This window comes from Aeromonas sp. 602396, assembly GCF_049173735.1.
Lineage (GTDB): Bacteria > Pseudomonadota > Gammaproteobacteria > Enterobacterales > Aeromonadaceae > Aeromonas > Aeromonas veronii_A.
The window spans coordinates 44,142-57,106 of the sequence record NZ_JAAKSD010000020.1 but is presented as its reverse complement, the minus strand read 5'-3'; the positions used below and the strand labels follow the sequence as shown (position 1 = coordinate 57,106).

Genomic DNA, 12,965 nt, shown 5'->3' with positions numbered 1-12,965 from the left:
GGAATAGCTCAGTTGGTAGAGCACGACCTTGCCAAGGTCGGGGTCGCGAGTTCGAGTCTCGTTTCCCGCTCCAATCTCTCTTCGAAGTTTTCATAATCCCTTTGAATTGCCCCTCACATCGCGCTGCGATGCTTTGTCGTATCTGGCGTTTACTAGGCGTGTCTCTACCACCTCCTGCCAACAGGAAAGGGATGTGGGCTCATTGTGCGGATTGTACGAGGCAAGCGGTTGTGACAGGTGGTGGAAGGCGAGAATTGCGGGCAAAAAAGAGGAGGGGCCTTGGCTCCTCCTGCATGATTCACTGGCGCGGGCTTAGACCAGAGTAACGTTTTCAGCCTGAGGGCCTTTTTTGCCCTGGGTCACAGTGAACTGGACTTTTTGACCTTCAGCCAGGGTTTTGAAACCGGTGCTCTGGATGGAGGAGAAGTGAACGAATACGTCCGGACCCTGGGATTGTTCAATAAAGCCAAAACCCTTGGTTTCGTTGAACCATTTTACCTGGCCGGTGCGAATGTCAGACATGTGCTAAATCCTATCAATAACAAAATGAAACTAAGCCCGTGCTGGGCTGCATTTGCCTTGCAAGCAGGGGTTGGCTCATGACTGACCACGTCTCTTTGTCCCAGTAGCACGTAGAACAATCCCTGTCTAAAGCACAAACGATTGTACGTTAGCGCCGATCCTTGTCAATTTGACCCCTTTCGTTTTTTGAACAAGCTAAAAATATTGTGAAGTCAGTAGCTTATTTGTAGAGATTTGACTGAAAAAAACGGGAGGCCAGCGCCTCCCGTTTTTGTTATTCCTTGAGGGCGAACCCTTCGCCCTGCCGGTCGTAGCGGTAAACCGCCTGACCGTAGGAGCGGATCTCCACCCGCTGGATGCGGCGGGTGTCGTCCACCAGGATGAAGATAGAGCGGCCCGATTGCAGGCGGGTCAGGGGGCGATCCGGCCCCTCGATGGCGATCAGGCGGCTCAGCTCGGCACCCGGCAACTCGAATTTGCGCCAGATGGAGTAGAGGGTCTCACCCGCCTGCACATCGTGTTGCAGCCAGGTACCGTTGACCTTCTCTTCGACCGGCTTGGCTGCCGCGGGGGCACTACCTGCCGCGCCATTACCGACAGTTAGAGCTTGAGCAGGCACGGCCAGCGGCACTTCCAGCGAGCCGGAAGGGGCGGCTTTGGGGGCGGATGGTGCCGGCTCCCAGGCCAGCACCAGCAACCAGAGCGGGATCAGGATCAGCAGACCTATGGTGTTTTTACGCGGCAGCGGGCTGGACAGCTTGAATTTGCCTGCTTTGGCATCCTGGCGACGTTGGCCGAGGTTGCTCATCCCTTGGCCAAAACGTTGGCGCAGGGACAGGGTCGCGGCATTGATGCGATGGAGCAGGGATCCTTGTGATTCGTCTTGGCGACGCTGCTGGGCTCGTCTGTTATGGCCTCGTGGGCGACGGTCCGGGGTGGGCACGGCATTTACCTCTCACTACATTGCCTGCCATCAGGCAAATTCGTCGCCTATGGTAAACGGACTCGCCCCCGAGGGGGAGAGTCCTGAGGCGGAAAATTATCAGCTGAGACGAAATTGACCCAGTAATTGCTGCAATTTGTCGGCCGCCTGACGCAATGCCTGACTGGCTTTGGCCGTTTCGGTCGCATCCTGAGCAATGTCGTTGGCCAGTGCGTTGGTTTTTGACAGGTTGCCGGAGACGGTTTCTGAGACCGAGCTCTGCTCTTCGGCGGCGGAGGCGATCTGATAGGTCATGTCGTTGATGGTGGAGATGGCCTGGTAGATGCTGCCGAGCGCCTCTTCCGCCAGATCCGCCTCGCCCACCGCTTGATGGGTCAGCTGCTGGCTCTGGGTGATGGCGTTGACTGCATTGGTGGAGCTGAGGCGGATCTTCTCGATCAACTCCTGGGTGTTCTGTACCGCCTGCTGGGTATTGCCCGCCAGTTTGCGCACCTCGTCGGCGACTACCGCAAAGCCGCGGCCCTGTTCGCCAGCCCGGGCAGCCTCGATGGCGGCGTTGAGGGCCAGCAGGTTGGTCTGGTCGGCAATTCCCTGAATGACGGTGAGGATGCTGGTGATCTGGGCGCTGTCGTGAGCCAGCCCTTCCACCACTTCGGCCCCTTTACCGGCTTCTGCCGCGACCTTGTGCATCGACTGGATCACCTGCTGGAAGCGCTCCTTGCCCTGATCGGCAGCGCTTTGCGCCTGTTTAGCCGAGTCGGCGGTATTGTTGGCGTGGGTGGCGACCTCCTGACTGACGTAGGACATCTCCTGTACCGCGGTCAGCATCTGCTCCATCTCGGCCTGATGATGCTGCAGATTGTTGTCGGTCTGACCGGCAATGCGATCGGTGTCACCGGCGTAGCGGTTCACCTCGCTGGCAGTCTTGAGCACATCCCCGAGCAACCCTTGCAGCTTGTCGATAAAGCGGTTGATCCCCTTGGCGAGATCCCCCAGCTCATCCACCGAGCGGGTCGTGAGGCGTTTGGTGAGATCCCCTTCACCATCGGCGATGTCATCCACCAGGCTGACCATCTGACGGATGGGGCCTGTGATGCTGCGTGCAATCACCAGCATGGTGGCCAGCGCCAGCACCAGTACGATAACGGCGCCCACCAATTGCTGGGTCATGGCTGCTTGGTTCATGTCGCTCAGCTGGCTTTCCAGTTGATCGGCCCCCGCCAGTACCACCTTGTAGGGCAGGGTGACGATGATGGCCCAGTTGCGGCTCATGCCCGGCACCATGATGGGGACGGAAATACGGAATGACTCGTCCAGCTCCTGACGCTGAACTTCCGGTTTCAGGTACTGTTGCCACTGGTTGCCCAGCACCTTACTTGCGCTGCTGCCGAGCAGGCTGGCATCACCGCTGGTGCCGGTGATGACACCGGCGGCGCTGACGATCAGGGTTTCGCCCTTGCCGTCATAGATATTGCTGTTGAGGCTCTTGGCCTGACGGCTGATGGAGTCCACCGCCAGATCCAGCGCGGCGATCCCCTTGAACTGACCATTCACCATGATGGGGGTGGTGATAGTGCTCACCAGCACCTGCTGACCGTTGATATCCACCTTGAAGGGATCGATCAGACAAGAGCGCCCTTCCCGTTTCGGGCAGGCGTAGTAGTCGTTGGCGGGATTGCCGAATTCGTCCGGGTCGGTTTTTTCGATGGAGAGCAGCAGATCGGTGCCGATTTGATCCTTGTCGCGATAGAAGTAGGGCACGAAGCGCCCCTTGTCATCACTGCCCAGCGCACTCTGGCCAGCAAAGCTGGCATCCTGACCGTCGAAACCGTTGGGCTCGAAGCCGGCAAAGGCGCCATAGAGCTGGGGCTCCAACGCCAATTGTGCCTTGAGCAGGTCGGTGGCCTGCTGGCGATCCAGCGGCAGTTTGCCCTGTTGTTGCAGGGCGAGGGCGCTGGCCATCTGTTGGGTGTAGGAGAGTCCTTTTTGCAGCAGTTGGGTGATGGTGGCCGCCTCGGCACGGGCATTGGCGCTGACCTTCTGCCATGCCTCCTGCTGCAGCGCTTCACGGCTGGAGCTGATGGTGAGTTGTTGGGTCTGTTGGCCGGAGTATTGGTTGAGCAGGATCAGGATGACCAGGGCTGCGGTCATGGCGATCCCGGCCATCACTAGAATGCGATTCTGGATAGAACGGAACTGCATCGTCTCTTCCTTGTTCGTGAGAAGTGTGGTGAGCGTTATTTGGGTATCGACCGGAGGAGGCAGCTCTCCAGCATTGTGCATAGCAAATCGGAAACGAGGCTTCTGTTTTGCGATCCTCTTCAAATATCGGGCTACAGATGCAAATGGCGACAGATTTAATCCCCTACTTTAGCCCGCAATGGCGTCATGGTTTTCCCATCCGTGATTGTCGGTGCTAAAATGCGACGGTTTTTTCTAACGAATTGGCCCAAGGCCCTCTACACAAGGCTTAAAGATGAAAGTCAAAACCCGTTTTGCTCCCAGCCCGACCGGCTTTTTGCATGTCGGCGGTGCCCGTACCGCACTCTATTCCTGGTTGTTTGCAAAGAACCAGGGCGGTGAGTTTGTGCTGCGTATTGAGGATACCGACCTGGAACGTTCCACTCAGGAGGCGATCGACGCCATCATTGAGGGCATGGAATGGCTGGAGCTAAACTGGGATGAGGGCCCCTACTACCAGACCAAGCGCTTCGATCGCTACAACGGTCTGATCGACGAGATGCTGGCCGATGGCCGCGCCTACAAGTGCTACTGCTCCAAAGAGCGTCTGGAAGCACTGCGCGAAGGCCAGATGGCCAACGGCGAGAAGCCCCGTTACGACGGCAAGTGCCGCGACCACGCCCACGATCACCCTGCCGATGCGCCGCACGTGATCCGCTTCCGCAACCCGACCGAAGGTTCCGTGGTGTTCGATGACCACGTCCGTGGCCGCATCGAGTTCGCCAACACCGAGCTAGACGATCTGATTATCCGCCGTACCGACGGCGCGCCGACCTACAACTTCTGCGTAGTGGTCGATGACTGGGATATGGAGATCACCCACGTGGTGCGAGGTGAAGACCACATCAACAATACCCCGCGCCAGATCAACATCTACAAGGCGCTGAACGCGCCGGTACCTGAGTTTGCCCACGTATCCATGATCCTGGGTGACGATGGCGCCAAGCTCTCCAAGCGCCACGGTGCAGTCTCCGTGATGCAGTACCGCGACGACGGCTACCTGCCGGAAGCGCTGCTGAACTATCTGGTGCGTCTGGGCTGGTCCCACGGCGATCAGGAGATCTTCAGCCTGGAAGAGATGATCAAGCTGTTCAGCCTGGATGCCATCTCCAAGTCTGCCTCCGCCTTCAACACCGACAAGCTGTTGTGGCTGAACAACCACTACATGCGCAGCCTGGATCCGGCCTATGTTGCCAAGCATCTGGCATGGCACATGGAAAACCAGAAGATCGACACCAGCAATGGCCCGGCGCTGGCCGACGTGGTCACCCTGCTGGCCGAGCGCTGCAACACCCTGGTCGAGATGGCCGCCCAGAGCCGCTATCTGTTCGAAGAGTACGAAGCCATTGACGAGGCGGCCGCTAAGAAGCACCTGCGTGGCGTCGCTGCCGAGCCGCTGGCTCTGGCCAAAACCAAGCTGGCTGCACTGGATAGCTGGACTACCGAAGCGCTGCACGAGCTGATTGAAGCCACTGCCGCCGAGCTGGGTCAGGGCATGGGCAAGGTTGGTATGCCGCTGCGTGTGGCCGTCACCGGTCTGGGTCAATCCCCTGCCATCGACGCCGTAATGGCATTGGTGGGCAAGGAGCGCGTACTGGCGCGTATCGACCGCGCACTGGCTTACATCGAAGCCCGTATGGCTGCCGAGTAAGTTGTGCAAGAGTGGGCAAAGCGATAGCCGAGCCTGCCCTTTGTCCGATAGAAAAAATCCGAAACCACTGGTTTCGGATTTTTTTATGGCCGGGAGCGGCGGCAGGGCACAACGCGGTCATGCCCGACCAGGGCGAGCAGTCAGGCGAGCTTGAAGGAGTGGATCTGGCTGTCGAGCTCCTTGCTGTGCTGTTCGACCAGCTCGGAGGCCTCTTGCAGCTCGCGCAGCACCACGACGGAGCCTTCGGCAATCTGCTTGACCTGTTCCAGATTGCCGCGCATCTCTTCGGCGACCGAGCTCTGCTGCTCGGAGGCGGCGGCGATGTGGCGGTTCATGTCGGCGACACCCTGTACCCGCTGCACTATGGTGGCGAGCTGGGTACCGGCCTGGGTCACCTGTTCCACCCCCTTGTCGGCCTGGCGCACGCTCTGGGCCATCAGTTCGGCGGCCTGACCGGCATTGCCCTGCAGCTGTTCGATCATCTTCTGGATCTCGACGGTGGCGGCCTGAGCCCGGTTGGCCAGCTCGCGCACTTCGGAGGCCACCACGGCAAAGCCACGACCCGCTTCACCGGCGCGAGCCGCTTCGATGGCGGCGTTCAGTGCCAGCAGGTTGGTCTGCTCCGAGATGCCGCGAATGGTGTCGACCACAGAGCCAATGCGCTCGACCCCCTGCTCCACCTCGTTGACCACGGTGGCGGAGCGCTGGATGTTGCCGGAGAGGGTGTCGATGGTGCTGACGGTATCGGCGACGCAGCGGCTTCCCTCTTCCGCCAGCTGGCTGGTTTCGGCGGTGGCGTGAGAGGCCTGATCCGCATGGGCAGCCACTTCGCGAATGGCGCCGACCATCTGGCTCATGGCGCTCGCCAGCTGTTCGATCTGGGTGAACTCTTCGTTGATCGCTTCGTTGGCCTCCTCCATGCAGAGGGTGACCTGAGAGGCGATGTCGTTGAGCTCCTTGCAGGCGGCGCGCTGGTTGTTAAACACTGCTTTGAGGTTCTCCTGCGAGTGGGAGACCGCCTTGGCGATGTCACCGAATTCATCCTGAGATTTGAGCAACACCTTGTGACTGAGATCCCGCTTGGCGAAGCGCTCCAGCAGATCCACCAGATAGTGCACCTGCTTGACCATCAGGCGGGAACCGGTCATCAGCAGGATCACGAACAGCAGCCCCATGATGGTGGTCTCCATCAGGCCGCTCCAGAGCAGGCGGTCGGCAATGGCGTTGGCTTTGTCCGGATCAAGCCCCTCGCTGAGCAGGGTGGTCTCCAGATTGTTGGTATCAAACCAGAGTTTGGTCAGTAGCAAAATGGTACTCACCACCATCAGCAACACCACTTTCGGCACCAGCCGAATGTTGCTCATCCGCTTCTCCAGCAGGTTCAACTGCATCGTAAAATCTCCTTTGAATATCGCTTTTCCTTTGCCCTCAAGGCTATCGGCATTATCTTCTCTTTTATTAATTCGCACTGTGCTTAAAGTTGGAAAATGTATGCGACATCACTTAACTCATCTACGGGCGATGGATCTGCTGATGGCATTTCTGTCGATTGTCTCGGTTCTGCTGGTGACGGCCCGCTGGTGGGGCCACGAAACCCTGACTCCCCAGACCCTGCAGCTCTTCTATGACCTGGACAGTCTGATCTGCTACTTCTTCCTCGCGCATTTTGCTTATGGCTGGATCCGTGCTCCAGACCGCAAAGCCTACTTCAAGGCAAACTGGTTCTATCTGCCGGGTAGTCTGCCGATGGTGGAGCAGCTGCGTTGGGCCCGACTGCTCCAGTTGTGGCGGGTCTATCAACTGTTCAAGGAGCACCCGGATCTCTGGGCCATGTTCCGTCGCGAGCGCAACGAGACCACCCTCTCCGGCATCCTCTTCCTCTTCGTCCTGCTGCTGGGATTGGGCTCCGGCGTCATGTACTGGATTGAGTCTGGCCAGCCCGGCAGCCAGATTGAGACCCCCTATGACGCCTTCTGGTGGACGCTGGTGACCCTGTCGACCGTGGGCTATGGCGATCTGGTACCCAAGACCGAGGAGGGGCGTTTTGTCGCCAGCCTGCTGATCCTGTTCGGGGTCGGTCTGTTTGGTGCCATAAGCGGTTTTATGGCCAGTATCTTTTTGCAGCCTGCCAAGGAGAGCGAGACCGACAAGTGGCGTCATCACTACAACAACCAGCAAGAGGAGTTGCTGCGAGAGATCCGCGCCCTGCGCAGCGAGGTGCGGGAGCTGAAAAACAAGTGAGGCCAAGGGCGGGCAAGTTGCGAGGTGACTCGCAACTCCGCGCTTTATATCCGGGGGGAGCTGCTTTTTCTTTGCTTGTCCTTTAGCCTGCTGGCGGCTTAACATTCAACCTCTTGTCCACACCAGAAAAAGAGAACCGATCGACCATGCGCGCCCTTCTCGGGATTTTGATCTGCTTGTGTGCCCAACAGGCACTGGCCGATACCCGTTATGTTTCAGACAACATCTTTACCTATATCCACAATGGCCCGGGTACCCAGTACCGGATCCTTGGCAGCGTCAAGGCTGGTGAACCGCTGGAGGTAAAGGCGGTGAACAGCGAGGCCGGTTTCACCCAGGTGGTGGACGGTCGTGGCCGCGAGGGGTGGATCAAGAACAGCGAACTGCAGAGCCAGATCAGCCTGCGCGAGCGTCTGCCCCAGGTGGAAAAAGAGCGCGATGAGCTTAAAGATCGCTTGCAGAACCTCAACGGTGACAACGAGAAACGCTTCACCGAGAAGGATGGCCAGATCGCCGCCCAGAGCAAGGAGATCGCTGCTCTCAAGGCCCAGCTGGTCAGTCAGGGTGAGGAGATGAGCAATCTCAAAGAGCAGAATGATGCCCTGACCCAGAGCTACGACAACCAGGAGCACGACATGCAGATGGACTGGTTTATCCGTGGTGGAGCCATGGTCGGTGCCGGTATCCTGCTTGGCATCCTGCTGCCGATGCTGCCCCGTCGTCGCAGCCGCGGCGATCGCTGGATGAACTGACAGCATCTGGCTGAATGAATTGCTGAGAAGGGTCGCCGTGGCGGCCCTTCTTTTTTTGGGGCGTATTGGGGGGATGGGTGGCTGCTTTGCGATAGAGCGGTGGCAGATCGTATACAAAATGAAGTCAGATGACCCTCATGTTTATTGGCGGGCTGGCTTCAAAAGGGAATGAATAGGGTGAATTAGCGATCTTTGTTAAAGAGTGGCAACAAATTCATTTCATATAGGGGAGGATATTGTATACATTGTCGGCGTTTCGGCGGCGCGACCGCCTTTGTCGATATCAGCCTTAGGGCGTACAGGAAGACCCCATATGTTCAAAGCTACTCAAGTACTTGCCGCTGACTATATCCCCTCTGATCTGGCCGCCCTGCGCGAAGCCATCACCCAAAACTACGTGGTGGATGAAAATGCCTATCTGGCCGAACTGTCGGCCATGCTGCCGGGGGATGGTGCCTCGCTGGAGCAGGTGACCCAGCATGCCCGTACTCTGGTGACCAAGGTGCGCAAGGAGAGCGGCTCCGGTGACGGTATCGACGCCTTCCTGCAGGAGTACAGCCTGGATACTCAGGAGGGGATTATCCTGATGTGTCTGGCCGAGGCGCTGCTGCGCATTCCCGATGCCGAGACCGCTGACGCCCTGATCAAGGACAAGCTCTCCGGCGCCAACTGGTCATCTCATTTCCGCAAGAGCGACTCTACTCTGGTCAACGCCTCCACCTGGGGGCTGATGCTGACCGGCAAGATCATCAAGCTCGACAAAAAGCTCGACGGCAACCCGGCCAACCTGCTGGGGCGCATGGTCAACAAGCTGGGGGAGCCGGTGGTGCGATCCGCCATGTATGCCGCCATGAAGATCATGGGCAAGCAGTTCGTGCTGGGGCGCGACATGAAGGAGGCGCTCAAGGCGAGCCGCAAATCCCGCGAGCTGGGCTACACCCATACCTACGACATGCTGGGTGAATCTGCGCTGACCATGCAGGATGCCGACAAGTATCTGACCGATTACCGCAACGCCATCGAGGCGGTGGGCAACGAGCGGGTCAGCGACGGCGGCCCGGCCCCCTCCATCTCCATCAAGCTCTCGGCACTCCATCCGCGATATGACGTGGCCAACCGCGAACGGGTGCTCGGCGAAATGTGCGAGCGGCTGGTGGGGCTGGTGCGTCTCGCCCGCGACAAGGATGTGGCCATCAGCATCGACGCCGAGGAGATGGACAGACTCGAGCTGTCGCTGGATCTGTTCGAGCAGCTCTACCGCTCCGATGCCAACCGTGGCTGGGGCAAGCTCGGCATGGTGGTGCAGGCCTACTCCAAGCGCGCCCTGCCGGTACTCTGCTGGCTGACCGCACTGGCTCGCGAGCAGGGTGACCTCATTCCGGTGCGACTGGTAAAAGGCGCCTACTGGGACAGCGAACTGAAATATGCCCAGCAGGCGGGCCTGCCCGGCTACCCGCTCTTTACCCGCAAGGCGGGCACCGATATCTCCTACCTCGCCTGCGCCCGCTACCTGCTGAGCGAACCGACCCGCGGCTTTATCGCCCCCCAGTTCGCCACCCACAACGCCAATACCGTGGTCAGCATTCTGGAGATGGCCGGTGATCGCCAGTTTGAATTCCAGCGTCTGCACGGCATGGGCGAGGAGCTGCACAACGCCGTGCTGAGCGACAATCCCGGTCTGCACTGCCGCATCTACGCGCCGGTCGGCGCCCACAAGGACTTGCTGCCCTATCTGGTGCGCCGCCTGCTGGAGAACGGGGCGAACACCTCTTTCGTCCACAAGCTGGTGGATCCCAACACCCCGGTGGACTCGCTGGCCGAGCACCCGCTGCGCACCCTCAAGCGCTACTCCGGCTTTGCCAACGACCGCATTCCGCAGCCGGTGAACCTCTTCACCGACCGCAAGAACTCCAGCGGCGTCAACATGAACATCCTCTCCATCCAGCGCCCCTTCTTCGCCCGCTTGAAAGAGCTGGAGAGCAAGCAGTGGCTGGCGGGCCCCATCGTCGATGGCGAGACCCTCAAGCGCAGCGAGGCACGTACCGTGCTGAGCCCGCAGGATGTGAGCCTCACCGTCGGCAAGATCCACTGGGCCGACGAGCAGGCGGTGGAGCAGGCCTTGGCATCTGCCCACTCTGCCTTCCCGCGCTGGCGTGAAACCCCGGTGAGCGAGCGTGCTGCCGCGCTGGAGAAGCTGGCGGATCTGCTGGAAGCGAACCGCGAGCAGTTCGTCTCCCTCTGTACCCGCGAGGCGGGCAAGCTGCTGCAAGATGGCATCGACGAGGTGCGTGAAGCGGTCGATTTCTGCCGCTACTACGCGGTGCAGGCCCGCAGCCTGATGGGGCAGGCGACCCTGCTGCCCGGTTACACCGGCGAGCAGAACGAGCTGTTCCTGCAGGGGCGCGGGGTGTTTGTCTGCATCAGCCCGTGGAACTTCCCGCTGGCGATCTTCCTCGGCCAAATCGCAGCTGCGCTGGCCACCGGCAACACCGTCATCGCCAAACCGGCGGAGCAGACCGGCCTTATCGCCCATCTGGCGGTGACGCTGGCCCATCAGGCTGGTATTCCGGGCGACGTGCTGCAGCTGCTGCCCGGTGATGGCGCCACCGTCGGCGCCAAGCTGACGGCGGATCCGCGCATCGGCGGCGTCTGCTTCACCGGCTCCACCGAGACCGCCAAGCTCATCAACATGACTCTGGCCCAGCGCGATGGCGCCATCCTGCCACTCATCGCCGAGACCGGCGGTCAGAACGCCATGATCGTCGACTCCACCGCCCTGCCGGAGCAGGTGGTGCGCGACGTGGTGAGCGCTGCTTTCCAGAGCGCCGGTCAGCGCTGCTCGGCCCTGCGGGTGCTCTACCTGCAGGAGGAGATCGCCGAGCGGGTGCTGGAGATCCTCACCGGCGCCATGCAGGAGCTGAAAGTGGGCAACCCGGCCGAGCACAACACCGACGTCGGCCCGGTGATCGATGCCGATGCCAAGGCCGGTCTCGATGCTCACCTCGCCTACATGGTGCCCCGCGCTCGCCTGATTGCCCAGGCGCCGATGCCGGCCGCGACTATGGAAGGGCACTTTGTCCAGCCGACCGCGCTGGAGATCGGCTCCATCCGTGAGCTGGCCAAGGAGCAGTTCGGCCCCATCCTGCACGTGGTGCGCTACGCCACCCGGGATCTGGACAAGGTGATCAGCGACATCAACGGTACCGGCTACGGCCTGACGCTCGGGATCCACAGCCGCAATGAATCCCACGCGGAGGAGCTGGCGAGCCGCATCAACGTGGGCAACGTCTACATCAACCGCAACCAGATCGGCGCCATGGTCGGGGTGCAGCCGTTCGGCGGGCAGGGGCTCTCCGGCACCGGTCCCAAGGCGGGTGGCCCCCACTACCTGAGCCGCTTCGTCACTGAAAAGACCCGCACCATCAACACCACGGCAGTGGGCGGTAACGCCTCCCTGCTGGCGATGGGCGATGCCTGATCGGTGCAGCGAAAGAACGACTGACAGCAGGCCGCCTTCGGGCGGCCTCTTTGTTGATGTGCTCCTCTTGCTCGCCGGTTTTGGCCCCGGCGGGACGAAGATCGGAGGCGATTTTGTTGTGGCGGCGGGGTCGTCAGTGGCGCTTGCCAGTCGTAAGATGGGGCCCATTCGCGCTATTTTGCCCCTGCTGCAGCCTGCTGTGACCGTGGCGTTGTTTAATCTGACTTAACGAGAGTGTTTATCCGATGTCATTAACTGAACAAGCCCGCTGGTTTGTCGTGGCGGGTGACCATCAAATCCTGCTCGATGAGGCGGGTCAGGTGCCGAGCGGCGTGAAGGCGTGCCTGCCCGCAGCGCTGGCCGGTGCCCGTTTCGAGCGTTTTGATGAGTGGCAGGGGCTGCCCTGTTATCTGCTGGATCTGGGGGCTGAGGCCGACACGACTATGATGGCCCCCCTGCGCCAGCTGATGGTGGCGGGGGACGAGGAGGGCTTTCGTCTCGCGGGCCGCGCTTGGCAGCTCGTTACCTTCCGCCGCACCCACCGTTTCTGCGGCGAGTGCGGCGCCCCCATGACCCCGAAGATGGGGGAGTGGGCACAGGAGTGCCAGCAGGGGCACAGCGTCTATCCGCGCATCTCCCCCTGCATCATAGTGGCGGTGCGCAAGGGGCCGGAGATCCTCTTGGCAGCCCATCGCCGTCACTATCAGGCGGACGATCCCATGTATACCGTGCTGGCCGGCTTCGTGGAGGCAGGAGAGAACCTCGAGCAGTGCGTGGCACGGGAGGTGTTCGAGGAGAGCGGCATCCGGGTGCGCAATGTGCGTTATGTGGCGAGCCAGCCCTGGCCCTTCCCTCACAGCTTGATGATGGGCTTTACCGCCGACTACGAGAGCGGCGAGATCAAGGTGCAGGATGACGAACTGGTCGCAGCCGCTTTCTTTGCTGCCGACCGGCTGCCGCGTTTGCCGCCTCACGGCACCATCGCCCGGCGGCTGATCGAGTTGTCACTGGCTGGCGAGGGGTAACGGCGCTTATCTTTTCGCCAACCTTTTTGCACCTCTTTTTAAAAACGGGGCGCTCTGGTTTGCGCCCCTTCACATCTTTGCAACCGATCACCCATTTGCCACGTTTTGGGCA

The 12,965-nt window shown here is 60.4% G+C and carries 9 protein-coding genes; 5 read left to right on the top strand and 4 right to left on the bottom strand.

Annotation, left to right across the window (positions count from 1 at the left end):
- Nucleotides 1-312: 312 nt before the first annotated feature.
- The 3 genes from G5229_RS19455 to G5229_RS19445 form a co-directional block, all read right to left on the bottom strand.
- Nucleotides 313-522 (bottom strand): cold-shock protein, encoded by a 210-nt coding sequence (locus G5229_RS19455; protein WP_005338972.1) that lies wholly within the window; start codon nucleotides 520-522, stop codon nucleotides 313-315.
- A gap of 274 nt (nucleotides 523-796) precedes the next feature.
- Nucleotides 797-1,465, bottom strand: a complete 669-nt coding sequence (locus G5229_RS19450) for a LysM-like peptidoglycan-binding domain-containing protein (protein ID WP_103250429.1) — start codon at nucleotides 1,463-1,465, stop codon at nucleotides 797-799.
- A gap of 99 nt (nucleotides 1,466-1,564) precedes the next feature.
- Nucleotides 1,565-3,667 carry a methyl-accepting chemotaxis protein gene (locus G5229_RS19445; protein ID WP_421210105.1) on the bottom strand — a complete coding sequence of 701 codons (2,103 nt, stop codon included), beginning with the start codon at nucleotides 3,665-3,667 and terminating at the stop codon, nucleotides 1,565-1,567.
- 274 nt (nucleotides 3,668-3,941) lie between these two features.
- On the opposite strand from G5229_RS19445, the gene gltX reads away from it, so the two are divergent.
- Entirely contained in the window at nucleotides 3,942-5,357 is a 1,416-nt protein-coding gene (gene gltX / locus G5229_RS19440) for a glutamate--tRNA ligase (RefSeq protein WP_076360502.1), read from the top strand.
- Between the two features lie 140 nt (nucleotides 5,358-5,497).
- Here gltX and G5229_RS19435 read toward each other — a convergent pair whose 3' ends face one another.
- Nucleotides 5,498-6,748: a methyl-accepting chemotaxis protein gene (locus G5229_RS19435; protein ID WP_421210103.1), complete on the bottom strand. Its 1,251-nt coding sequence runs from the start codon at nucleotides 6,746-6,748 to the stop codon at nucleotides 5,498-5,500.
- Nucleotides 6,749-6,848: 100 nt separating this feature from the next.
- Here G5229_RS19435 and G5229_RS19430 point away from each other — a divergent pair, with 100 nt between their 5' ends.
- The 4 genes from G5229_RS19430 to nudC all read left to right on the top strand — a co-directional run bounded on the left by G5229_RS19430 (nucleotide 6,849) and on the right by nudC (nucleotide 12,853).
- On the top strand, nucleotides 6,849-7,598 hold the full coding sequence (locus tag G5229_RS19430; RefSeq protein WP_266135366.1) for a potassium channel family protein: 750 nt from the start codon (nucleotides 6,849-6,851) through the stop codon (nucleotides 7,596-7,598).
- A gap of 146 nt (nucleotides 7,599-7,744) precedes the next feature.
- Complete coding sequence (locus G5229_RS19425) at nucleotides 7,745-8,350, top strand: TIGR04211 family SH3 domain-containing protein (protein WP_005335443.1); 606 nt, start codon at nucleotides 7,745-7,747, stop codon at nucleotides 8,348-8,350.
- A 313-nt stretch (nucleotides 8,351-8,663) separates the two neighbouring features.
- A complete protein-coding gene (putA, locus tag G5229_RS19420; protein ID WP_421210100.1) occupies nucleotides 8,664-11,828 on the top strand; it encodes a bifunctional proline dehydrogenase/L-glutamate gamma-semialdehyde dehydrogenase PutA in 3,165 nt (1,054 codons plus the stop codon).
- Between the two features lie 245 nt (nucleotides 11,829-12,073).
- The gene (gene nudC, locus G5229_RS19415; protein WP_421210098.1) at nucleotides 12,074-12,853 is read left to right on the top strand and encodes an NAD(+) diphosphatase; all 780 of its coding nucleotides are present in this window, start codon (nucleotides 12,074-12,076) and stop codon (nucleotides 12,851-12,853) included.
- Nucleotides 12,854-12,965: the final 112 nt, after the last annotated feature.